Source organism: Streptomyces sp. NPDC058685 (assembly GCF_042714725.1).
Lineage (GTDB): Bacteria > Actinomycetota > Actinomycetes > Streptomycetales > Streptomycetaceae > Streptomyces.
In genome coordinates this window covers 47,241-71,283 of sequence record NZ_JBHXSL010000028.1, presented here as the reverse complement: position 1 = coordinate 71,283, position 24,043 = coordinate 47,241, and the positions used below count along the sequence as shown (strand labels likewise).

Sequence of the window (24,043 nt, the reverse complement as noted above, 5' to 3'; positions counted from 1 at the left end):
CTGTGTCTACCTCGGGGAATGTCGTGAGGGCCAGTAGAACTGCTTCTGTTGCGTGCCCTGGGTTTGCGAGTACACCTGTCCGAACATCGCTCCCAGGCTGCCACGGATGAGGGGGGAGCAGAACTTCGTACAGACGACATTCGACGCTGCACCGTGTGTCGGAAGCCAGTCGGGCTTTGCCTTGCCCTCGTTCCTCCGCTGGAGGAAGTTCAGGATGTTCTGTTCGGCATGCCCGCCCTTGTCTCCCTTGGGCACCTTCATGTACTCGTCGTTGGGCAGAGGGACGAGCCCCAGGGACTTCGCCAGCTTCAGCTGGGCGTCGTCGAGCTTGCTCTTACTCGTTCCCGCGACAAAGGTCACTGGGCCTTTGGGCGTCTGGGCGTGGATGACGGCCACGGTTTGGCTGTTGCGACCTCTGCCTTCCGGCTTGAGGTTGTTGATCTGCGTGGCGAGATCCTCGAGGCGCTGCATGCACGGCGCCAGCCCCATGGGGTCGGACATGGTCGACGGATTGCCGACATATCCAACCGGATTGGGGGCCGGATCGAGCCCGAGCGGATCAGGCGTGACGTAGCGCCCCGGCTCGGGATCGTAGTGCCTGAAGTGGTTGTAATGGAGCCCGGTCTCCGGGTCGGCGTACTGGCCGGGAAACCGCAACGGTGTGTACGCCGTCGCGTCGCGGTTCCACGTCGTGGTTCCCCACTGGGTCGCGCGACTGTGCCAGGCGACGTCGCCCGCCTCGTCCACAAGTTCGGTCGGCGTACCGATCAGGTCGGTGACGATCGCGAAAAAGCGCGCATCGACATCTAGCTGGTGGTCACCGACGGGCACCGCCCCCTCGTCGCCGACCGTTTGTCCGCGCGTCTCGGCCTGCGCCAGCGGCCGGTATCCGTCGTACGCCCACGTCAGCGTGGTCAGAGTGGCGCTGTCCTTCTGTTCGGCAAGCTGGCCGCCGTCCCAGCTGAAGACGGTCTCCTCGACGACCTGACCGTCGGGACCGTGCCGCCTCTTGGCGGTGCGGCGCGCAAAGGCGTCATAGGCATACGTCCACAGCACGCCGTCAGGCGTGGTGCATGAGAGCAGTCGGTCCTCTGCATCCCACTCGTAGCGCCAAAGATCGGGCTTGCGCGAAAGTCGCTTCTTCCGGCGCTCGACGACTCGTCCCGCTGCGTCGTAGGTGTACTGCAGGCCACCGGCAGAGCGCAGACGCATGCCATCGTAAGAGCGCTGGCCACGAGACTCGGCATGCGGAGCCTTGTCGGGCCACATCGCCTCCGTCTGGTTTCCCTCACTGTCGTACAGGTACGTTTCGCTCCAGTTGTCGGCGTCCACAGTGAGGGGCCGGCCCTCGGCGTCCAGGCGGAAAATGCGGCGGCGGCCGGTCAGCCGGTCCGTAACCGACTGGAGGTGGTGGTCGGCGCGGTAGGTGTATGCGCGCGAGCGCAGGATTCTGCCCTGGGCAGCGATCGACTGCTCGGCGACCCGGCCCTGTTCGTCCCATTCGGTTGCGACGTCGACCAGCCCGCCGGACAGGCCGTACGAGCGACTCAGTTCCTGGCCTCGCGCGTCGTGGCTGAAGGCCAACGAGCGTCCGGCGAGTTCCATATGAGTGCGGTTGCCTGCGACGTCGTACGCCTCCGAGGTGACCACCCCGTTCGGGGTCACCCGACCGGTACACCGGCCGATGGCGTCGTAGGTATAGCGGGTGGTTCGGCCATCGACCGTCTCTGCGCTGGGACGGCCGCGGGGATCCCATTCGATCGCCAGGCTCGAGTGGGGCGAGCGGGCGCCCGTGAGCCTGCCGGCACGGTCGTAGGTGAAGGAGGTGACGGTGCCGTCTACGTCCTTCGCGATCAACCGACCCATCTCGTCCATGTGATGAGTGACCGTTTGCCCGAGGGGATTGGTTCGGGCCAGGAGCCGACCGCCGATGTCATGAGTGTAGGTGAGTGTCCGCCCGTCGAAGTCGGTCTCCCGGACCACGCGGCCAGCCTTGTCGTACTCATATGTCCATGCCAGCCCTGCCGAGTTGCGGACCTCTGTCAAACGCCGCTCGGTGTCGTATCCGAACTCGTAGCGTGCCCCGCTCGGCTCCGTACGGGCGGCGACCAGATCGAAGTGCGTGTACTCGAACCGGGTCACGCCGCCGGCTGCGTCCGTCTCCGTCAGGCGGTTGCCCTCGCCGTCGTACGTCCAGGCCTGCTCGGTGCCGTCCGGGTAACGATGTCGCAGGAGCCGCCCTTCGACGCTCCACTCCAGCGTGGTCACTTTGCCCAGTGGGTCAGTCACGCTGCTCGGGCGACCGAAGGCGTCGCGGGTGAAGGTGAAGGTGCTGCCGAGGGCGTCCGTGCGTGAGAGGGGCAGTCCGGCCGCATCGGGGCGGAACGTCTCCGTCGCCCCGGTGGCGTCGGTGATCGACACAATGCCGCCGACGGCATCATGCCCGTATCGGGTCATCGTCCCGTCCGGGGCGACTAGTGCGGTGTTGTTGCCGGCAGCGTCGTACTCTCGCCGCCAGACGGCCCCGTCCGGGCCCGTCACGCAAACGGGCTTGCCGCGCTCGTCGTATTCGGCGGTGGCCATCGATCCGTCGGCCTCGCGGACAGCGAGGAGATTTCCGTTCTCGTCCCAGTGCCACGTTGTCGTGGCGCCATCGGCTTCCGTGCGGCTGACCATGCGGTCGTAGCGGTCCCAGGTCTGGGTGACAGTCCTGCCGACGGGATCAGTTTCGGCGACGACCTGGAGCAGTTCGTTGAGCCGGAAGATGGTCGAGGCACCCGTGGAGTCGGTGAAGCGTGTGATGCGTTGACGTGTGTCGTAGTCGAACGACGAGGAGAGGAATCCGTCGGGTCCGACGGTACGAGTGACTCGGCCCGCGTCGTCGTACACGTATTGGTAGGTGGACTGATTGCGGTCGGTCCAGGATGAGATGCGCCCCTCTTGGTCGTAGGTGAAGCGCAGTGCCAGGCCGGAAGAGTTGGTAACCGTCTCCAGGTGCCCGTTACCTTCATACCCAAAGGACACAATGCGGACCGGACCGTCCGGCGTCTGCAGGGTCAGACCGGTGATGCGGCCGAGATCGGGATCCGACGACACCAGGACCCGGTATCCGCTCTCGTGCAGCAACGTGACGGGCAAACCGTCTTCCGCCCGCCCGATGTGCAACGTATTGCCGTTGTCGTCCTCAATCTCGCGCAGCCAGTACAGGCCGTCCGCCTGGTACGGGCTGCCGGTGAACCGCCGGGTGAGTCCTTCGTCGATGACATGTACGGCGTACGTGATATCGCCGAGGGCGCCGCGCCGTACGAAACTGAGCGGCACACGCTCGCCCTCCAGGGGCAGAACCACCTCGCCTTCGCTGGCAGGCAGCTTCGGGTAGACGAGAACCGACCCGTCCTCGCGCGCCCACGCCATGCCAGTAGCGGTCATTTCCAGACGCTCATCGAGTGTGGAGGCCCAGCTGACGCCGAAACAGTGGCCGTAGCGGTACCCGGATATGTGCGTGCGCCGCAGGACCAGCGGCAGCACTCCGGGAAGTGACAGGTCCGTCTGGGGCAGCACCATTTCCCCGCTGGCGATGTCGACGGGGTCGGTCTCACAGCGACGCTTGGACAGGGAGACACCCTTCTCCCGAGGGTTCTCCTGCGCCTTGCTCATCGATTCGGGACGACGGGCCGGCCGGTCCTTCGAACTTCCCCGCCGCCCCTCCACCCCACCCTCGTCCTTGCGGTCCCCGCCCTTGATCCCGCGCACCCGGTCGTGGATGTCCTGGTCGGTTTCCTTGTGCGTCTTCGAGCTCTTGCCGATCGCCTTCGGCAAGGTCGTGCCGACGTGTTCGCCCAGGTCCTTCAGCGCCTTGCCGAGCTTCTCCGTGACGCCTTCGATGGTCGTGTCCAGGACCGCGGTCAGGGAGTCCTTGCCTTTGGCGCGGCCGTGGTGGCCCTTGGCCTTGCCGAGCTTGCTCCCGGCCTTGTTGTTCATCGACACCTGCACGCCGGCCAGGTGCATCCCCACATTGCCGTGCGCGTCGTGGTCGATCACCGGCCCGCCACCGGGTCCCGGACCGCCGGGGCCAGGGGCGGAGTTGAGCTGCAGGCCCTCCTTCCCGGCCTTCACCGTCTGGTCCTTGTCGTACCCGTCCTGCACCCCGGCGATGTTCATCGCGGTCTGGATGGCCAGGTCCGCCACCACGTTCTCGATCGCGGCGACCGCTGGCTGGGTCAGCGTCGCGACGATCTCCGAGACCGCTGCCTCCGCCATCTCCTTCAGGATCCGCTTGAACGCGATCCGGGTGGCCGCGATCTTTGCTCCCGCGATGAGCGTCGACAGACCGGCGGTCACCGGCGCGAACGCCAGGGTGATGCCCACCGTGGCGCACAGGTCGGCGAGTTCGCCGACCGCGGCGATCTTCCGGGCCACGATGATGTCGGCCACCCGGTCCAGCGCACCGGCGATGATGCGGGCCGCCTTCGCCAGGTCCTTGTGCTTGCCCGACACCTTCTTCCAGTGCTTGTCCAGCGCCGTCAGCGATTCGCTCTGACCGCTGGAGAGCAGGCGCTGGACGTGCTGGTGCGCGGCATGGCCGTCCTCGTCCGCGTCGTCTGCGAACTCCCGCAGCGCGTCCGCCATATCGCGGTACGCGTCCTCGTCGACGTTGGGCCAGCCCACGCCGACCACGTCGAGCATCGTGTCGACGCCCTCAGGAATCGTGTAACCCACGACGCAACTACCCCCGTCACAACACCCAGTATGACTTTAAGATCATCTACTCTCGCATGAGACAACTGATGGGCTCTACAAGGTTCCAGACGACCTGTGAGGACATGGTGAGAGACCGTCAGCGGTCACTGCGGCCGGGAGAGAAGAAGACTCAGCCCCGCCTCGCCGCCCACCCCGCCAGCTCCGCCTTCGCCGCCCGCAGCAGCTCCCCCGACGGCGCCGACGCCGCCGCCCCGTTCGTCACCAGCGCGTAGTGCGGCCCCTCGGCCGCCGGCGTCAGCAGTAGCCGCCTGCTTCCCGTGCCACCCACCTCCGGCGCCACTCCCACCGGCGCCCCCTCCGCATACGCCGGCAAGCCGTGTACCGAACCGAGGTCCGAGACCACCGTCGTCGTCGCACTCGGGAACGAGGCCGGCAGGTGCAGTTCCGTCGGCGCGGTGGCGCCCGTCGAGCGCCAGAGCAGGAGACCGTACTGGCCCGCCCCCACCAGTTCGCGGACCTTCGGCAGCGAGGCCGGGACCGGGTTCCATGTCAGCGTCGTCGAGCCGTCGCGCGACCGGTCCTCGTAGGTGAAGGCCACCGTGCGGCCGGCCACGGCGCTCGGGTACAGCCGGTCCAGGAGCCGGGCGTCCTGGCGCAGGGTCGGGGTGCCCGAGCCGTCCAGGCGGACCGCCGAGAGATCCTCGTCGTTCCAGGCGTCCGCCGCGGTCAGGACCTTGTCCGGGTTGCCGTTCATGAGTTCGTGGTGGCGGCCGTGGTAGATGTCCCACTGCCATTGGGTGCCCGAGAGGACCGGGCCCGAGTCCTGGGGGCGTGACCACCATGTGGCGCCGGGCAGGCGGGAGTCCAGGGACTGGTACATCGCCTTGCCGATCGTCGGAGCCTTGTCGGCCACCGAGCCCGTGAGCGGGTGGCCGAACTCGCTGACGATGCCCGCCGTTCCCGCGGCCGCCGCGCGGTCGCGGACCGTACCGAAGTCGCCGCTGTACTGGCCGTCGGCCGCCTTGCCCCACATGAAGATGCCGGAGATGGCCTTCTGGTCGTAGAAGTGGGTGTTGAAGATATAGCGCGGGCCGAGCGTCCCGGCGTCCAGCAGGCCGCCCTCCTGCTTCTGGAAGGCGAGGTTGGCGTTCCAGAAGAGGTTCGGCTCCACGAACGCGGGCTTGTGGCGCCAGCCCGCCTCGTCCATGCGGGTGCGGAACTTCTCGTAGAACGGCCAGAGGACGTCCCGCTCCCAGGCTCGGCTGCTCTGGCCGGAGTCGTAGGTCCCGGCGTGCGGTTCGTTGTAGGGGTCGAAGCCGGCAATGCCCGCGAACTCCGCCGGGGTCAGGTGCTCGGCGAGGTACGCCATCGTGGTCCGCGCGGTGGCGAGGAAGGCGTCCTGGACTCCGCCCCGGTTGTGCCAGAAGTCGTACGTGGCGCGCTTCACGGCCTCGTTCTGAGTGATGTTCTGCCCCCAGAAGAGGCAGATCCCGCAGGACTCACGGGGGTAGCCGCCCGCCTCGACGACCCACCGCGGGGCGCCGTCGCCGGTGTACCAGCTGCCCTCGTGGAAGAGATGGCGGGAGAAGAGGTCCTGGTGGAAGTCGGGGTAGACGCGGACGCCTGCCGCGAGGAAGGCCCGCATCTGCGCGGTGACGGCGGCGAGGTAGGTGACGTCGACCTGTCCGCGTACGGGCTCGGCGTACGCCCAGGAGAGCAGGAAGCGCGCGGTGTTGCCGCCGCCGAGGTTGCGCAGCGCGGCCGCCGACTTCTCCGCGTCGGCGACGGAGGCGAAGGGCAGGCCCTTGTTCTCGGCGAGCTTGGTCTCGCCGGAGACGTTGTAGCCGCGCAGGACGACCTCGCGGCCGAGCCCGTCGGTGAAGCGCCCGTTCTCGACGGTGAAGGAGGAGGCTGCCTGCTCGTCGAACCAGAGATCGCCCGGCGCGGCGCGCACGGCCGTGGACGGTTCGCCGAACGGCGGCGTGCCCGGCGCGGGTTCGGGCACCGGAGCGGCAACGGACGGCTGTCCCACCGTCAACGAGGCCGTCAGGACGATGAGGAGACCGATCAGACGCCCGCGCATCTTCGCCATGCCCACAACATCCTGACGGACCATCAGCTTGTCAATGGTTCCGGCGGATGCCGCTGTCGCACCTTGCACCACCTCGTCCCGAAAGGGAGCGTTGAGCATCCTGGAGCACTGAAGAATCAGCAGTAATTCGACCATTCCGTATCTCGCCCGACGGAACTCCGTTATGCCTTTATGTACCGGGCCCCCAGGCCCGGAGGTAGCACGGAATAGCCTCCCGACTGCATCGCGTGACATCCGGCGACATACGGCCGAAACACACGGCACTCTTCAGCGAATCTGCACACTGAATACCTCGGCGTCACAACGTGTCCGACAGCCGTTCCCATGCGGGTCCGCGCACCGTACACGTCGAGGCGGAATGTCCCGTTCCGTCAGCCTGGTCGCGCTGACGTGCGGCGATCAATGCGTGGAGACACGTGAAGAAGCTGCCGCCAACTCATGGACGCGCGTACACGTCAGGTAATCCAGCGGCCTCCGAGACAGCGGATCGGCGCTTGTCCGATTGGCTGAGCAACGCAGCCCCGTGCTTTGATCCTTCGCACTGCGGGAGTCGTGCGAAGGGGTTTCCGAATACGGGCTCGCCTGACTCGTACGACCACCGCCGCTGCGACAGGACTCACCTGACGATGGCTCGGTCGCGGCAATTTCGATATATCCATGCGAAGGGAACCCCCATCATGAACAACTTCCAGGTCGAGACCCAGGAAATCTCGGACGCCGACCTCGACAACGTGGCCGGTGGCCTCGTGAACCAGGCCGTCGGCGCCGTCACGGGCACCGTCGACTCGGTCGTTCCCGTCTCCGGCACCCTCGCCGCCGCCGCCGGCACCGTCGGCTCCGTGACCGGCACGGTCGAGGGCCTCACCGGCCTGAACACCGCCGGCGTGACGGGCCTCGTCGCCGGTCTCTGACTGGACCGTGTGCCGCCCCGAGCGGCACACCCACCGGTCGATGACGGCCCGTCGGCTGTTCCCCTCTTGAGCCGACGCGCCATGGCCGTGCTGTCCGAGCCCACCAGGCTCCGGACAGCACGGCCGTCGTCCGTGTGGGGCCCGTCCCGGGCCGCCCCCGTGTCCTTCCCGCTGTACCCGTGTACCCCACGGACCCGTACGTCCACGGGTGTTCCGCGCCCGTCACCGATCCCCCTCCCCGGGGATCCCCGCAGTAGAGGGAAAGCGTCGTGCAATTCCGCCAACAGGCCCTCTCCAAACTGCGTTCGCCCGAGGAACTCGACCTTCCGGTACGGTTCGCCCGGCCGCAAGGTCTGCTCGTGCTGTCCGTGACCGTTCTCGTCATGATCGCCGCGGCGTTCTGGGCCGTGACCGGATCGGTCACCTCCACCGTGAAGGCCCCCGGCGTCCTCACCTACGGCCAGGGCAGTTACGTCCTCCAGAGCCCCGTCTCCGGCCAGATCACCGAGGTCCTCGCCGAGGAGGGTGAGCGGGTGGCCGCCAACGCCCCACTGGTGAAGGTGCGTACCCAGCAGGGAGCCGTCGTCGTCCGCAGCATCGCCGCCGGACGGCTGACGACGCTCGCCGCCACCATCGGATCCGTGGTCACGACCGGAGCCGACGTGGCCGCCGTGGAACGTGCGAAGGGGGCGAACGACCCTCTGATGGCGATGGTCTACGTACCGGCGGAGCGGGGATCGACCGTGCCCGTCGGCGCTTCGGTCGATCTCACCGTCCAGTCCGTGCCGACCCAGCAGTACGGCGTGCTCCGCGGCACGGTGAAGGCCGTGGGCAGGACCGCGCAGACCCGTCAGCGGATCAGCGGCTTCCTCGGCAGCAGCCAGCTCGGTGAGCAGTTCTCGCAGAGCGGCCAGCCGGTGGCGGTCCTGGTGCGCCTCGACGCGTCGAAGACGACCGAGTCCGGTTACACCTGGTCATCGTCGGACGGCCCGCCCTTCGAGATCGAGTCGATGACCCTCGCGAGCGCTGCCATCCGTCTCAGCGAGCAGCACCCGATCGATTGGCTGCTTCCATGACCGCGACAGGCAACACCGCAGCGTCACAGCGGCAGGGGTCACAACGGCAGGCGCCGCAGCAGCAGTTGCCTCCCCCGGGCCGGCGTCGCCAGCGGCAGGAGACCGGCGGCGGCCGACGGCGCGCGCAGCGCAGCCGTCCCCCGAAGCCGCGCAGGCGCAGCGCCGTCCGCACCCCCACCATCCTCCAGATGGAGGCACTGGAGTGCGGCGCCGCCTCGCTCGCCATGGTGCTCGCCCACTACGGACGGCATGTGCCGCTGGAGGAGCTGCGGATCGCCTGCGGTGTATCCCGCGACGGCTCGCGCGCCAGCAACGTCCTCAAGGCCGCCCGGAGTTACGGCCTTCAGGCCAAGGGCATGCAGATGGAGCCCGCGGCGCTCGCCGAGGTCCAGGCGCCGGCCATCCTGTTCTGGGAGTTCAACCACTACGTCGTCTACGACGGCATGGGGCGCCGCTTCGGCCGGCGCGGGGTGCACATCAACGACCCCGACAAGGGCCGCCGCTTCGTGACGATGGAGGACTTCGACACCAGCTTCACCGGTGTCGTCCTGGTCTTCGAGCCGACCGCCGCCTTCCGCCGCGGCGGCCGCAAGCCTGGCGTCGCCGGCGCGATGCCCGCCCGGCTGCGCGGCACCAAGGGCACGCTGCTGGCCGCTCTGTTCGCGAGTCTGCTGCTGGTCGCCGTGGGCGCCGCGCTGCCCGCGCTGAGCCGCACCTACATCGACATGTTCCTCATCGGCGAGCAGACCTCGCTGCTGGGGACGCTGTTCGCGTCGATGGCCGCGCTGGTGGTGCTCACCGCCGTCCTCACCTGGCTCCAGCAGGCGAATCTGCTGCGCGGCCGTGTCATCTCCTCGACGCTCGGCAGCGCGCGGTTCTTCCGGCATCTGCTGCGGCTGCCGGTCACGTTCTTCGCCCAGCGCAGCCCGGCCGACCTGGTGCAGCGGCTTCAGTCCAACGACGCGGTGGCCGAGACGCTGGCGCGCGATCTCGCAGCGGCGGGCGTGGACGGCGTGGTCGTGATCCTCTACGCCTTCCTGCTGTGGACCTACGACCCCCAACTCACCGTCATCGGCGTGCTGATCGCGCTGCTGAACGTGGTGGCGATGCGGATCGTGATCCGCCTGCGGGCCACCCACACACAGAAGCTGCGGGCCGACAGCGCGAAGCTGACGAACACCTCGTACACGGGGCTTCAGCTGATCGAGACGATGAAGGCGACCGGAGGCGAGAACGGCTTCTTCCGCCGCTGGGCCGGGCAGCACGCGACCACCCTGGAGGAGCAGCAGCGCCTCGGTGTGCCGAGCGCCGTCCTCGCGGTCGTCGCACCGACCCTCGCGACCTTCAACAGCGCGCTGATCCTGTGGATCGGCGGTATGCGGGCGGTGGAGGGAGCGATCTCGGTCGGTCTCCTCGTCGCGTTCCAGGCGCTCGTGACCCGCTTCACCGCGCCGATCACCCGGCTGAACGGTGTGGCCGGCCGTATCCAGGACTTCGCGGCCGATGTGGCCCGCCTGAAGGACGTCGAGAACTTCCCGGTCGACGAGCTCTACTCACGCGACGAGCCGGACCCCAGCACTCGCAGGCTCACAGGTCATGTGACGCTGGACGGCATCACGTTCGGCTACAGCCCCCTGGACAAGCCGCTGCTCACCGGCTTCTCGCTGACCGTCGGGCCGGGGCAGCAGGTCGCGCTCGTCGGCGGGTCCGGCAGCGGCAAGTCCACTGTCTCGCGCCTCATCGCCGGGCTCTACAGCCCGTGGGAGGGCACGATCCGGATCGACGGCCGGCGTCTCGAGGACATTCCCCGCAGCGCGCTGGCGGCCTCGGTCTCCTTCGTCGACCAGGACGTCTTCCTCTTCGAGGGCACCGTCCGCGACAACGTGGCCCTGTGGGACCCCTCGATCCCGGACGACGCCGTCGTCGCCGCTCTGCGGGACGCAGCCCTCTACGACGACGTGATCGCCCGCCGCCCCGACGGCATCCACAGCCGTGTCGAGCAGGACGGCCGCAACTTCTCCGGTGGGCAGCGTCAGCGACTGGAGATCGCCCGCGCGCTGGTGCGCCGGCCCAGCGTCCTGGTCCTCGACGAGGTGACGAGCGCTCTCGACGCGCAGACGGAGCAGCTCATCATCGACAACCTGCGGCGCCGCGGCTGTGCGTGCGTCGTCATCGCCCATCGGCTGAGCACCGTGCGGGACAGCGACGAGATCGTCGTCCTCGACCACGGCACCGTGGTCGAACGCGGCCGTCACGAGTATCTGGTGGCAGCCGGCGGTGCCTATGCCGACCTGGTCAGGGAGCACTGACGTGTCGTCCGTCCACCCGTCAGCCGTCGCCGGCCCCGGCAGCGGCGACCCGGTCACCCACGCCCTCGGCGGCCTCGGCCACCCCGTCGACTGCACGGGGCTGCGCAGTGTGCCGCTGGAGGGGCCGCAGGTGCTGTGGCTCGTCGTCGGCGGTGCGCTCGACGTGTTCGCCGTCGACGCGGCACAGCAGGGTCAGTGGCACTTCCTCGGCCGGCTGGAGGCGGGGACCGTACTCCTCGGCCCCGTCGAGGGCCCGCAGCACACCCTGGTCGGCCGCCCGTCGCAGGACTGTCTGCTGCGCCGGATCCAGCTGAGGGAGCTGTACCGCCCCGAGTACGCCGGGTACGACACCGGACAGTTCGACACCGGTCAGTACGACACCGTGCAGTACGGCCAGGAGGGTGTGCCGACCGCCCTGGAGTACGCGTTCTCCCTCGGAACCGGACGGGCTCTGGGTGTCCTCTTCGAGGCGGCCCTGAACGGCCGGCCGGTCGAGGAGGCCGTCGCCGACGACGACATCCTGTGGATGCCGGTGCCGTCCGGCAGCGTCCAGTACGGCGGCGCGTACAGCGCCGACGCGGCCGGCGACCTGCTCGTCGATCCCGCGCTGTGGCAGCGCATGGTGAACCAGCACTACCGGCTCCTGTCGGCGGTCGACCGCTGGATCGACCAGTTGGAGCGCGCCCACGAGGACCGTACGGCCGCCGGCATCAGGGCCGGTGAAGCCGTACGGGCCAGAGCCGACCAGGCGCTGATCGCCTCGATCGGCAGGCCTGAACGGGCCGGGCGCGGCGGAAGCGGACGGGACAGCGCCGCGGACGACGCCACCTACGCGGTGTGCCGTCAGGTCGCCGAGGCGGCCGGGATCACGCTGACCGAGCCGCCGAAGGGCACCGCGGTCGACGACCGGGTCGGCCCGGTGGAGCGGGTGGCGATGCACTCGCGCGTCCGGACCCGCACGGTCCGGCTCTCGGGACGCTGGTGGCGCAGCGACATCGGCCCGCTGGTCGGCCACTGGGCCAAGTCGGGGGCGCCGGTCGCGCTGTTGTGGCGGCGCGGACGCTACGAGGCGGTGAACCCGGCGTCGGGACTGCGGCGACGCATCGGCGGGGACAGCGCCGAGGAGTTCGAACCGAGCGGCGTGATGTTCTACCGGCCGCTGCCGGAAGAGCCTCCGACGTTCTGGCGGTTGCTGCGGTTCAGTCTGCGCGGCACCAGGATGGATCTGCGCAATCTCGCCGTCGGCGCGCTGGTGACGGTCGGTCTCGGGGCGTTGGTGCCCATCGCCACCGGACAGGTCCTCGGCGTGTACGTGCCCACGGCCGAGCGGAGCCTGATCGTGCAGGTGTCGGTGGCCGTGATGATCGCCGGCATCGTGGCCGCGGCCTTCATGCTGCTGCAGAACCTCACCGTTCTGCGGATGGAGGGGCGGATCGAGAGCTCGCTGCAACCGGCGGTGTGGGACCGGCTGCTGCGGCTGCCCACGACGTTCTTCGCCGAGCGCTCCACCGGGGAGCTGGCCAGTGCGGCGATGGGTGTCAGCGCGGTGCGCCGGGTGCTGTCCGGTATCGGTCCGGTCGCTGTGCAGGCGAGCACGATCGGGACCATGAACATCGTGCTGCTGCTGTGCTACAGCGTGCCCCTGGCGCTGGCCGCCATCGGCATGCTCGTCGTGATCGGCGCGATCTTCCTCGGGATGGGCCTGTGGCAGTTGAAGTGGCAGCGGGAGCTGGTGGAACTCGGCAACAAGCTGAACAACCAGGCGTTCCAGACCCTGCGGGGGCTGCCGAAGCTGCGGGTCGCCGCGGCGGAGAGCTTCGCGTACGCGGCGTGGGCGCGGGAGTTCGCGCGCTCGCGCGAGTTGCAGCAGCGCGCCGGCCGCATCAGGAATCTGACGACCGTGCTCGACGCGGTCTATCTGCCGCTGTGCGCCCTCACGATGTTCATGCTGCTGGCGGGCCCCGCCCGCGGCAGCATGTCGGCGGGTGAGTTCCTGACGTTCAACACCGCCGTCACCATGCTGCTCTCCTCGGTCACCCAGCTCACCGGCGCGCTCGTCTCGGTCGCCGCCGCACTGCCGATGATCGAGCAGATCAGGCCGGTGCTCGACGAGGCCCCGGAGGTCCGCGGCTCCAGCGCCCAGCCCGGCGCGCTGACCGGTGCCCTGGAGGCACGCCGGCTGTCGTTCCGCTACGGCGACGACGGCCCGCTGGTTCTCGACGACGTCTCCCTCCAGGTGGGTGCCGGTGAGTTCGTGGCGATCGTGGGTCCGAGCGGCTGCGGCAAGTCGACCCTGCTGCGGCTACTCATCGGCTTCGACCGTCCCGTCTCCGGCAGCGTGCTCTACGACGGCCAGGACCTGGCGGCGCTGGACCAGGCGGCCGTACGACGGCAGTGCGGCGTCGTCCTGCAGAACGCGCAGCCGCTCACCGGCTCGATCCTGGACTGCATCTGCGGTGCCGAGGAATTCGCTGAGGAAGAGGTGTGGCAGGCCGCCGAGATGGCCGGCCTCGCCGAGGACATCAGGCGGATGCCGATGGGGCTGCACACCATGATCGCGGGAGGCGGCGCGGTCTCCGGTGGCCAGCGGCAGCGGCTGATGATCGCCCAGGCGCTGATCCGCCGGCCGCGCGTCCTGTTCTTCGACGAGGCCACCAGCGCGCTGGACAACGAGACCCAGCGCATCGTCATCGACAGCACCCGCACGCTCAGCGCCAGCCGGATCGTCATCGCGCACCGGCTGTCGACGGTGATGGACGCCGACCGGGTGATCGTGATGGCGGACGGCAAGGTGGTCGAGGAAGGGGCACCCGCGGACCTGCTCGCGCGCGGTGGTCACCTCCAGGAGCTGGTGCGCCGCCAGATGGCGTGAGGAGCAGCCGGAGCGGGGGCCCGGAACGGACCGGCTGTCGGCCGTTCGCCCGCCCGCCGCCGACGTACGCCCCCCTGAACGGCCCTCGCGCGGGCTGCCGACGCCCGGCCCCCGGGCGACGATGGGCTCGTTGCCTGTCCGCGCACGCCACAGAGGTGAGGAGGCCCATGACCGGCGCGCAGACCGAGACCGGGCCCCGACAGCGGGCGGCGAAACGACGCTGGCGTACATGGCTGCTCCAGGGCAGCGAGCAGGCGGCGCAGTACCCCGCGCCGCACGGCCGCCCGCCCCCCGATCACCCGGGCAATCCCTGGTGGCGGATCATGTGCCTCAGCGGCGTGGACTACTTCTCGACCCTGGGCTACCAGCCCGGTATCGCGGCGCTCGCCGCGGGCCTGTTGTCCCCGATCGCGACCCTCGTCCTGCTGGCGCTGACGCTGTTCGGCGCCCTGCCCGTCTACCGGCGGGTGGCGAAGGAGTCACCGCACGGCGAGGGCTCGATCGCGATGCTGGAGCGGCTCCTGACGTGGTGGTCGGGGAAGCTGCTGGTCCTGGTGCTGCTGGGCTTCGCGGCCACCGACTTCGTCATCACCATCACTCTTTCGGCCGCCGACGCCGCGGCCCATGTGGTGGAGAACCCGTTCGCGCCCCGCTGGATGCACGGCTCCGGCATCTGGATCACCCTGATCCTCATCGGACTGCTGGGGGCCGTCTTCCTCAAGGGCTTTCACGAGGCGATCGGCGTCGCGGTCCCCCTGGTGGCCGCGTATCTCGGGCTCAACCTGGTGGTGCTGGTCTCCGCCGCCTGGCAGGTGATCGGAAAGCCCGTGGTGATCGGCGACTGGTGGAGCGCCATGACCGCCGAGCACTCCTCGTCCCTGGCCATGATCGGTGTGGCACTGCTGGTGTTCCCGAAGCTGGCGCTCGGCATGTCCGGCTTCGAGACCGGCGTGGCGGTGATGCCGCAGATCAAGGGCGGTCCCGGAGACACCTACCAGAATCCGGCCGACCGGATCCGCGACACCCGCAAGCTGCTGACCACGGCCGCGGTGACGATGTGCTGCTTCCTTCTGCTGTCCAGCCTGGCCACGACCCTGCTGATCCCGCAGGAGGCGTTCCAGGCCGGCGGTCCGGCGAACGGGCGGGCGCTCGCCTATCTGGCGCACGAGAATCTGGGCGAGGTCTTCGGCACGGTCTACGACGTCTCCACCATCTGCATCCTGTGGTTCGCCGGAGCGTCCGCGCTGGCCGGACTGCTGAACCTCGTACCGCGGTTCCTGCCCCGCTACGGCATGGCACCCGAGTGGGCACGGGCGGTGCGGCCCCTTGTCCTGGTCTTCATGGCGATCGCCGTGCTGATCACGGTGTACTTCGACGCGAACGTCGACAAGCAGAGCGGCGCGTACGCAACCGGTGTGCTGGTCCTCATGCTGTCGGCGGCCTTCGCCTCGATGGTCGCCGTGCACCGCAGCGGCCGCCGGCGGGCCGCGATCGGATTCGGGACGATCACCGCCGTCTTCGCGTACACGCTGGTCGCCAACATCATCGAACGGCCCGACGGCATCAAGATCGCGCTGCTGTTCATCTTCGCGATCATGGTGACGTCCTTCGTCTCCCGCGTCCGCCGCGCCTTCGAGCTGCGTGCGGTCGAGGTCGTCTTCGACGACAGGGCGGCGCAGTTCATCGACGAGGCGGCGGCCGAGGGGCCGCTCCAGCTCATCGCCAACGAACCGCAGGAACACAGCAGAGCCGCCTACCGCGAGAAGGAGCGGAGCCAGCGGGAGGAGACCCCCATCCCGCTCGGACGGCAGGTCCTCTTCCTGGAGGCGTTCGTGAAGGACTCCTCCGACTTCAGCGCCGATCTGATCGTCCACGGCGACGAGAAGCACGGCGTGCGCCGGCTGCGGGTGCAGGGCACGACCGTGCCGAACACGGTCGCCGCGGTGCTGATGGCGCTGCGCGACAGAACGGGCCGGATCCCGCAGGCGTACTTCACCTGGACGGAAGGCGGCCCGATCGGCCAGCTGTTCCGCTTCCTCGTCTTCGGCAGCGGTGAGGTGGCACCGGTGACGCGCGAGATCCTGCGCCGGGCGGAACCGGACCCGGCGCGCAGGCCGCGGGTGCACGTGGGCTGACGAGGCATCGCCCGGCCGCCGGCGGGCGGATCCGCGCCCGCGTACGGCTCTCCTCCGGGTCCCGGCGCCCGCTGTGCGGCTCTCCCCCGGGTTCTGAGCCCGCGCTGGTGGACCCGCAGGCCGTCGAGCCTGTCGTGCGGGAGGCGGGGCGCAGGCCCACCGGAGTCTTGACTTCACAAGACCCCCGCGCAACCTTCTCTGACGACCCATCAGCATGGCGCCGCACCGCCCCCGTCACCCCACTGGAGCGATTCACCATGCCCGAGATCACGCCGGTACCGGACACCATCGGACCCTCGCGCCGCCATGTCCTCGGGGCCGCCGGCGCGGGGCTCGCCGTCGCCGCCGGTCTGCCGGCGGCCTCCGCCCACGCCGCTGAACCGCCTCTCCTCGGGACGTACGACGTCGTCGTGGTCGGCTCCGGTGCGGCCGGGATGACCGCCGCGCTCACCGCCGCGCGTCGCGGGCTGAGCTGCGTGGTCGTGGAGAAGGCGGCCACGTACGGAGGTTCGGCGGCCCGGTCCGGCGCGGGGATCTGGATTCCGAACAATCCGGTGACCCTCGCCGCGGGTGTGCCCGACACCCCGCAGAAGGCCGCGGCCTATCTGGCCGCCGTCGTCGGGGACGAGGTCGGCGCGGACCGGCAGCAGGCGTTCCTCGCGCACGGGCCGTCCATGATCTCGTTCGTGATGGCCAACAGCCCGTTGCGGTTCCGCTGGATGGAGGGCTACAGCGACTACTACCCCGAACTGCCCGGCGGACTGTCGGTGGGACGGTCCATCGAGCCCGCCCAGTTGGACGGCAACATCCTCGGCGCGGAGCTGGCCCGGCTGAACGCTCCCTACCTCCCCGTCCCCGCCGGGATGGTCGTCTTCAGCGCCGACTACAAGTGGATCGCCCTCGCCGCGGTCAGCATCAAGGGTGCCGCCGTCGCGGCCGAGTGCCTGGCACGCGGCACCCGGGCCGCCCTGCTCGGACAGCGGCCGCTCACCATGGGCCAGGCCCTGGCGGGCGGACTGCGGGCCGGGCTGACGAGCGCGGGGGTACCGGTGTGGCTGAGCACCCCGCTCTCCGATCTGTACATCGAGAACGGCCGGGTCACCGGCGCGGTCGTGACGCGTGGCGGCGCACCCGGGCTCGTCCGGGCCCGGCGCGCGGTCGTCGTCGGGTCGGGCGGCTTCGAGCACGACGCGGCGATGCGCGAGCGCTATCAGCAGCAACCGATCGGCACCGACTGGACGGTGGGCGCGAAGGAGAACACGGGTGACGGGATCCGGGCGGGTGAACGGGCAGGAGGGGCGCTCGCCCTGATGGACGACGCCTGGTGGGGGCCGGCGATCCCGCTGCCGGGGGAACCGTACTTCTGCCTGGCCGAACGCACCCTGCCGGGCAGTCTCCTGGTGAATCAGGCCGGGGCGCGGTTCGTCAACGAGGCGGCGCCGTACAGCGATGTCGTCCACGTCATGTACGAGCGCAACCCCACGTCACCGGACATCCCGGCGTGGCTGGTGGTCGACCAGAACTACCGCAACCGGTACCTGTTCAAGGACATCGCGCCCACCTTCGTCCTCCCGGAGTCCTGGTACGCGTCCGGCGCCGTGCACAAGGCGTGGAGCCTGGACCAGCTGGCGGGGCGGATCGGCGTACCGGCGGCGGCGCTCCGGGCAACGGTCAACCGCTTCAACAGCCAGGCCCGTACGGGTTCGGACGCCGACTTCCACCGAGGCGACAGCGCGTACGACCACTACTACACGGACCCCGGGATCGCGCCCAACTCCTGCCTCGCACCGCTGTGGCTGCCGCCGTTCTACGCGTTCCGGATCGTGCCCGGCGACCTCGGCACCAAGGGCGGGCTGACGACCGATGCCCGCGCCCGGGTTCTGCGCGCCGACGGGTCGGTGATCCCGGGCCTGTACGCGGCGGGGAACGCCAGCGCGGCGGTCATGGGGCGCAGTTACGCGGGTGCGGGCTCGACGATCGGTCCGGCGATGACGTTCGGCCACATCGCGGCGAACGACATCGCGGACAGGCCCTGAGCTCGCTCGGGGTCCGAGCGCGACGGGATCTCAGCCGCACCCCGGGTACAGACACATCGGGACCCGAGCACCGAGCCGGCGCCCGGACATGAGCACCGGCCGGCCCGAGTCGTGCCTCGGACCGGCCGGCCACCGCGTCGACCCGGCCGCGAACGCGTCCGTGCCGGCTATTCCGCCGCGACGTCCAGATGCGGCAGGTAGTGGTCGAGGCGGTCGCGCTTCGTCCACTGGTAGGACTTGTTCTCCTCGCTCGGCGGAATCAGCAGCGGCACCTGGGAGTCGATCTTGATCCCGTGCCGTTGCAGCGACTCCCGCTTCCGCGGGTTGTTGGACAGCAGCCGCACGGACCGCACGCCGAGGTCGTGCAGGATGTCGGCCGCGACCTGGTAGTCACGCGCGTCGACCGGCAGCCCCTGGGCGATATTGGCCTCGACCGTGTCCATGCCCTCCGCCTGGAGTTTCATCGCACGGAGTTTGGCGAGCAGTCCGATTCCCCGGCCCTCATGTCCCTGGAGGTAGACGAGAATGCCCCGGCCCTCCTTGACGATCGCGCCGAGGGCCGTGGACAGTTGCTCACCGCAATCGCAGTGCTTGGAGCCGAAGACGTCTCCGGTGAGACACTCCGAGTGCAGTCGGGTGAGCGCACCTTCGGTCTCGACGTCTCCGTAAACGAGCACCATTTGCTCCTCACCGCGATTGCGGTCGAGATAGCCGATGGCCAGGAAATCGCCGTGCACGGTGGCAAGCCGGACACTCACCGCGCGTTCGACTCCGGACGGACGAGTACCGTCGTCGAACACGTCATCACTTTCAATCATGTCTCGATCCTAACCGGGCAGGTGGTAATTCCAAGGCGGCGTGGGGGAAAATGAGAGACGACGCATCAACCGAGTGCCCGGTTCATCACGTTCGACCGGCCATATCCCTTGCAGTGACGTACGAAAGGCCGGAACGACATGAGCGGTTCGGGAACACCACAGTGGGCTTCGGGCCTGCTCCCGACGGACACCACGGAGGACGTACGGGCCCACCGGGCCGACGTTGCCGTGCTTCCCATCGGCAGCTTCGAGCAACACGGCGCATTTCTCCCCCTGGTGACCGACACGGTCATCGCCGGCACGATCGCCGCCGAGATCGCCGCCGCGCATCCGGTTCTCCACCTTCCTCCGCTGACGGTGTCCTGCTCCCACGAGCATGCCGCCTGGCCGGGAACGGTCAGTATTTCCGCCACGACGCTTTATGCCGTGGTCCGTGATATCGCCGACTCCCTCCACCGCTCCGGCATCACCTCGCTGGTTCTGGTGAACGGGCACGGCGGAAATTACGTGCTGCGCAATGTTGTTCAGGAATCCGCCTCCTCCAGCGGTATGCGAATGGCTCTTTTCCCGGGGTCGGGCGACTGGGGCGCGGCCCGCACGAGAGCCGGCCTGGAGACCTCGTCGCACAGCGATATGCATGCCGGAGAAGTGGAGACGTCGATCCTGTTGCACGCCCATCCGGAGGTGGTCCGTCCCGGATATGAGACGGCCGATCACCTCGCCGACGACCGCAGGCATCTGCTCACTCTCGGTATGCCGGGCTATACGGAGTCCGGTGTCATCGGCCGCCCGTCGCTGGCGTCCGCGGATAAGGGGAAGGAACTGCTGGCCTCACTCGTCGATTCCTTCGGTGAATACCTGTCACTTCTCTCCCGGGAGGAGGCACGATGAGCGTTCACGGCATCTCCCTGACGGAGGAACAGGCCTGGGAACGGCTGCTCGGCGTGCGCTCCGAGGCGGACGCCGAGGCCGCCGGGCTCGTGCGCGGACCGGACGGGGTCCGGCGGTGGAGCCAGAGCGCGTCGCCCGAGGCCGAGGCGCTCGCCGACCTCTATCTGCCGCTGTGCCTGGCCGGTCCGCGACTGACGGTGGCACAGCTCGGCCAGAGCGTCGACGGCTTCATCGCCACGCGTACCGGCGACGCCGATTTCGTCACCGGCGAGGAGGACCGTCGTCATCTGCACCGGCTCCGGGCTCTCGCCGACGCGGTCGTGGTCGGGGCGGGCACCGCCGTCTCGGACGACCCCCAGCTGACGGTGCGCGCCTGCGCCGGTGCCAACCCGGTGCGTGTAGTGCTCGATCCGCGCGGCCGGGTCCCTCTGGAGCGCAAGGTCTTCACCGATGGGTCAGCTCCCACTCTGTGGGTGGTCGGCGCCGGCGGCGACCACGAGAAGCGGGTGCGCGAGGGTGTCGGTGGCGGCAGTGGCGGTGTTGACGTGTTGACGCTGCCGGACGACGACGCGTTCGCCCCCCGGCGTCTGGTCGAGACCCTGGCGCGCCGCGGTCTCGGCCGGATGCTGATCGAGGGCGGCGGGGTCACCGTGTCGCGCTTCCTGCACGAGCAGGCGCTCGACCGGCTCTACGTCACCGTCGCACCGGTCCTGCTGGGCGACGGCGTTCCCGGTCTGCGCTTCGCGGGCACGTCCGTGATGCGTGAGGCGCTGCGTCCGCCGACGCGGCGCGCCATGCTCGGCGAGGACACCCTCTTCGAGTTCGGACTCGGAACGCCGTAGCCGCACGAGCCACTGCCCGGCAAGCACGAGCATGCCGGGCAGACTCGCGGCGAAGGCGAGAACTCCGTACACCACGGCGACCGTCAGTCCCTGGGCCGCGCCGAGGCCGGCGGCGCCGAAGGCCCAGGCGGTGGCGCCTTCTCTTGGGCCCCAGCCGCCGACGTTGAGCGGCAGCGCCATGGCGAGCAGCGCGAGCACCATCAGCGGCGCCAGTTCGGCGAAGGGCGCGGTGGAGCCGGCGGCGCGGGCCGCCACGAGGAACATCGCGAGGTGGCCCGCCAGTACCGCGACGGATGAGACCACCACGGCGGGCCAGCTCCCGCGGGCCAGCAGCGCGGTCCGTGCCTCGGTCAGCGTGGCGCGGACCGCACGGCGCCAGCGGGACGTTGCGGGCTCGCGCCGCCTGCGGACGGCTGCCGCGACGCCGAGGGCGCACAGCGCGGCGAGCACGACGGCAGCCAGGGGGGACGCGACCGCGTCGCGGGTCACGGCCAGGACGGGCGAGGGCAGCGTGAGCAGGATCGTTACGCCTGCGACGAGCAGGACGACCTGGCCCGCCGTCCGCTCCAGGACGACGGCGCGGACTCCCCTGCCGATGTCGCCCGTGTTCTGCCCGTGCCGTACGGCTCGGTGCACATCGCCGAGTACGCCACCGGGCAGTGCCGCGTTGAGGAACAGGGCCCGGTAGTAGTCGGCGACCGCGCCGCCGAGCGGCAGCCTGATGTTCAGTCCGCGGGCGACCACGCACCAGCGCCAGGCGCTGAGGACGGTGGTGAACAGACCGATCCCGAGGGCGGCCAGGAGGGTGGGACCGTCGATCCTGCGCAGTCCGTCCAGGAAGGCGCCGGTGCCCAGGCGCCACAGCAGTACCGCGAGGATCGCCGCACCGGCGATCGTGCCGATCCGGCCCTTGAGGTTCTGTGCGCTCATGACGTCCCGCCCGTCGGCCGGGGCAGTGCCAGCAGATCGCTGTGATGCACCACCACCTCCAACTCGCGTGCGGCGCAGGCCGCCAGGCGGCGCCGCAGATACTCGACGGCGCGCGGCCCGAGCTCCGGGCGCTCCTCGCACGCGGCGCCGACCCAGCCCTGCAGCCACTCCCCCGTCAGCTCCGACTCCTCCGCGCCGAGCCGCCAGGGGCTGGCGTGCACCCGTACGGTCATGCCGTGCCGTGCGAAGGTCTCCGATGCCTGCGTCACGGCGTCGGGACCGAGCAGCCCGCCGCGCCGCTGGTGGGCGTTGAAGGCTTCCTGGATCTCGGCGTCCAGCGGGTCGGCGGGGGTCAGTTCGACCCGGCCCATGACGGACAGGGCCAGCAGCGCCGGGCAGCCGGCCTCGGCACAGGCCGCGGCGAGGCCGTCGATCTCGTCGCGGTTCAGGACGTCCAGCAGGGCCGACGCCGTGACGAGCGAGGCGCCCGCGAGGGTGGCGGCGGTGAGACCGGCGAGATCGCCGCGTACGGTCGCGACCGTGACCGGGCCGCCGCCACCGGCGGTCCGGGGCGTACGGTCGGCGGCCAGAACGAGCAGTTCGGGATCGCGGTCGTGCAGGACCCAGTGCTGCGCGCCGGTCAGGCGGGGTGCGAGCCAGCGGCCCATGGACCCGCTGCCGCAGCCGAGATCGTGGATCACGAGGCCCGTGCCGTCCTCCTGACCGCTCGTCAGAGCACCGGTCAGAGGGTCGAGGAGTTCGCTCGCGCGTGCGGCCGCGTCGGCGGGCTCGCGCAGCTCCAGCCACTCCGGGGCATAACGGGGTACTTCGGTGGCGGTCATGCGACCCTCCGGGGTTCGTGCAGGAGGTGTTCGAGTGCTCCGGCGAGATGACGCGCTGTCGTCTCCCAGCCGTCGAGCACGGCGCGGCGGCCGAGTGCCGCCGCCTTCAGCCGGCGACGCAGCTCGGGCTCGTCGAACCAGCTGCGGAGCGCCGCCGGGAGGGCCGTCGGGTCCTCCGACCGGACGAGGATCCCCGGCACACTGCCGTCGGGTGCCCGGCCGACCGCCTCGGGGAGTCCGCCCACGGCCGTCGCGAGGACGGGCACGCCGTGGGCGAGTGCCTCGGTGACGGCCATGCCGTACGTCTCGGCGTAGGAGGTGAGGACGAGCAGATCGGCGGCGGCGTAGTGGGCGGCGAGTTCTTCCCGCGGGAGCGGACCCGCGAGCCGGACACGGTCGGACAGACCGGAGTTGCCGATGAGTTCACGCAGCCCGGAGACATAGCCGGGGTCGTGGTCGAGGCCGCCGACGCACAGACAGGACCAGGGAAGGTCCGCGACACCGGCAAGCGCCTTCACCAGCCGGTACTGGCCCTTGCGCGGAGTCACGGCCGCCACGCACAGCAGCCGCGAGACACCGTCGGTGCCGGGTGCCGCGGGCTCGGTGTCGACGCCGGGGGCGGCGACGTGGAGCCGGTCGGGTGCGAGCCGGTGGTGGGCCGCGAGGCGGCGTGCCGCCCAATGGCTCGTCACCACGACCGCTCTGACGGCGCGCAGGGTCTCGCGCTCCAGGGCGTCCAGCTCCGCGGCCTGGGCGGCGACCAGTCCCGTCTCGTCGCCGAGCGGCAGATGCACGAGGACCACCAGGCGCAGCCGCTCCGCCTCGGGGACGACGATGTCGGGCACCCCGCAGGCGACGATTCCGTCGACGAGGACGAGGGAACCGTCGGCCTGCTCGGCCAGGATGCGGCGCAGTTCGTTGCGGGCCGCGGCGTCGGGCTGCGGCCAGCCGCCCGCGACGGTGTGCTCGTGGACCTGCCAGCCGATTCGGGACAGGTCCCGGCAGACCCGGCGGTCGTACACGTTGCCGCCGCTGGGTGCGGCGGGGTCGTCGACACCACCGGGCATGACGAAGTGCACCGCGCGCGAGGGCGGGGTGGCGGCGTCGGCACGGTCCACGGGCGTCACAGCGTTCGCTCGTAACTCGCCCACGCGATGTGGGACTCGTGCAGCGTGACCGTGATGCCGGCGATCTCCCGGGCGCCTTCGCCCAGTGCTCCGGCGTGCACGCGGTCGGCGAGACGGTCGGCGATGACCTTGGCCAGCGCCTCCGTGGAGGTGTTGATGCCCGCGAAGTCGGGCTCGTCGTCGAGGTTGCGGTAGTTCAGGGCGGCGACGACGGTGCCCAGCTCGGTGGTGGCGAGGCCGATGTCGACGACGATGTTGTCGGCGTCGAGTGCGGCACGCCGGAACGTGGCGTCCACGAGGAAGGTCGCTCCGTGCAGGCGCTGCGCGGGTCCGAAGACCTCTCCACGGAAGCTGTGAGCGATCATGAGGTGATCGCGGACGGTGATGCTGAACAACGGACGATCCTCCAGGTACGGCGCCTCTGACCCCCTGCCGGGGTCTGTCGTGTAGTACGGCCGGCC

14 protein-coding genes and 1 pseudogene are annotated in these 24,043 nt (G+C 70.0%); 8 read left to right on the top strand and 7 right to left on the bottom strand.

Features of this window, described 5'->3' with window-relative positions; all coding sequences use genetic code 11:
* Positions 1–6 precede the first annotated feature (6 nt).
* Entirely contained in the window at positions 7–4,719 is a 4,713-nt protein-coding gene (locus ACFWU3_RS22305; RefSeq protein ID WP_384440223.1) for a DUF6531 domain-containing protein, read from the bottom strand.
* Positions 4,720–4,870: 151 nt separating this feature from the next.
* Positions 4,871–6,793, bottom strand: coding sequence for an endoglycosylceramidase (locus ACFWU3_RS22300; RefSeq protein WP_384440220.1), 1,923 nt, complete (start codon positions 6,791–6,793; stop codon positions 4,871–4,873).
* 677 nt (positions 6,794–7,470) lie between these two features.
* Between ACFWU3_RS22300 and ACFWU3_RS22295 the strand changes: the two genes are divergently transcribed.
* The 6 genes from ACFWU3_RS22295 to kstD all read left to right on the top strand — a co-directional run bounded on the left by ACFWU3_RS22295 (position 7,471) and on the right by kstD (position 18,132).
* Positions 7,471–7,704, top strand: a complete 234-nt coding sequence (locus ACFWU3_RS22295; RefSeq protein WP_313943035.1) for a type A2 lantipeptide — start codon at positions 7,471–7,473, stop codon at positions 7,702–7,704.
* A 269-nt stretch (positions 7,705–7,973) separates the two neighbouring features.
* Entirely contained in the window at positions 7,974–8,780 is an 807-nt protein-coding gene (locus tag ACFWU3_RS22290; protein ID WP_384440217.1) for an HlyD family efflux transporter periplasmic adaptor subunit, read from the top strand.
* Positions 8,777–11,089: an NHLP family bacteriocin export ABC transporter peptidase/permease/ATPase subunit gene (locus ACFWU3_RS22285; protein WP_384440214.1), complete on the top strand. Its 2,313-nt coding sequence runs from the start codon at positions 8,777–8,779 to the stop codon at positions 11,087–11,089. Before ACFWU3_RS22290 ends, ACFWU3_RS22285 begins: the two co-directional genes overlap by 4 nt.
* A gap of 1 nt (position 11,090) precedes the next feature.
* Complete coding sequence (locus tag ACFWU3_RS22280; RefSeq protein ID WP_384440211.1) at positions 11,091–13,961, top strand: NHLP bacteriocin export ABC transporter permease/ATPase subunit; 2,871 nt, start codon at positions 11,091–11,093, stop codon at positions 13,959–13,961.
* Between the two features lie 167 nt (positions 13,962–14,128).
* Positions 14,129–16,096, top strand: coding sequence for an amino acid transporter (locus tag ACFWU3_RS22275; RefSeq protein ID WP_384440209.1), 1,968 nt, complete (start codon positions 14,129–14,131; stop codon positions 16,094–16,096).
* Positions 16,097–16,353: 257 nt separating this feature from the next.
* Positions 16,354–18,132, top strand: a complete 1,779-nt coding sequence (gene kstD / locus ACFWU3_RS22270) for a 3-oxosteroid 1-dehydrogenase (protein ID WP_384440206.1) — start codon at positions 16,354–16,356, stop codon at positions 18,130–18,132.
* A 167-nt stretch (positions 18,133–18,299) separates the two neighbouring features.
* Here the strand turns inward: kstD and ribA are convergent, their stop codons facing one another.
* The gene (gene ribA, locus ACFWU3_RS22265) at positions 18,300–18,950 is read right to left on the bottom strand and encodes a GTP cyclohydrolase II (protein ID WP_384440203.1); all 651 of its coding nucleotides are present in this window, start codon (positions 18,948–18,950) and stop codon (positions 18,300–18,302) included.
* Positions 18,951–19,088: 138 nt separating this feature from the next.
* On the opposite strand from ribA, the gene ACFWU3_RS22260 reads away from it, so the two are divergent.
* Positions 19,089–19,841, top strand: a complete 753-nt coding sequence (locus ACFWU3_RS22260; protein ID WP_384440200.1) for a creatininase family protein — start codon at positions 19,089–19,091, stop codon at positions 19,839–19,841.
* A complete protein-coding gene (locus ACFWU3_RS22255; protein ID WP_384440197.1) occupies positions 19,838–20,683 on the top strand; it encodes a RibD family protein in 846 nt (281 codons plus the stop codon). The genes ACFWU3_RS22260 and ACFWU3_RS22255 overlap by 4 nt, the downstream gene beginning before the upstream one ends.
* 99 nt (positions 20,684–20,782) lie before the next feature.
* Here ACFWU3_RS22255 and ACFWU3_RS22250 read toward each other — a convergent pair.
* The 4 genes and pseudogenes from ACFWU3_RS22250 to ACFWU3_RS22235 form a co-directional block, all read right to left on the bottom strand.
* Positions 20,783–21,613 (bottom strand): annotated as a pseudogene (locus ACFWU3_RS22250) (lysylphosphatidylglycerol synthase transmembrane domain-containing protein); the annotation flags it as partial.
* Positions 21,610–22,455, bottom strand: a complete 846-nt coding sequence (locus ACFWU3_RS22245; protein ID WP_384440194.1) for an SAM-dependent methyltransferase — start codon at positions 22,453–22,455, stop codon at positions 21,610–21,612. The pseudogene ACFWU3_RS22250 and the gene ACFWU3_RS22245, both read right to left, overlap by 4 nt.
* Positions 22,452–23,522, bottom strand: coding sequence for a glycosyltransferase family 4 protein (locus ACFWU3_RS22240; protein ID WP_384440285.1), 1,071 nt, complete (start codon positions 23,520–23,522; stop codon positions 22,452–22,454). Before ACFWU3_RS22240 ends, ACFWU3_RS22245 begins: the two co-directional genes overlap by 4 nt.
* 56 nt (positions 23,523–23,578) lie before the next feature.
* Entirely contained in the window at positions 23,579–23,977 is a 399-nt protein-coding gene (locus ACFWU3_RS22235; protein ID WP_384440192.1) for a 6-pyruvoyl tetrahydropterin synthase family protein, read from the bottom strand.
* Positions 23,978–24,043: the final 66 nt, after the last annotated feature.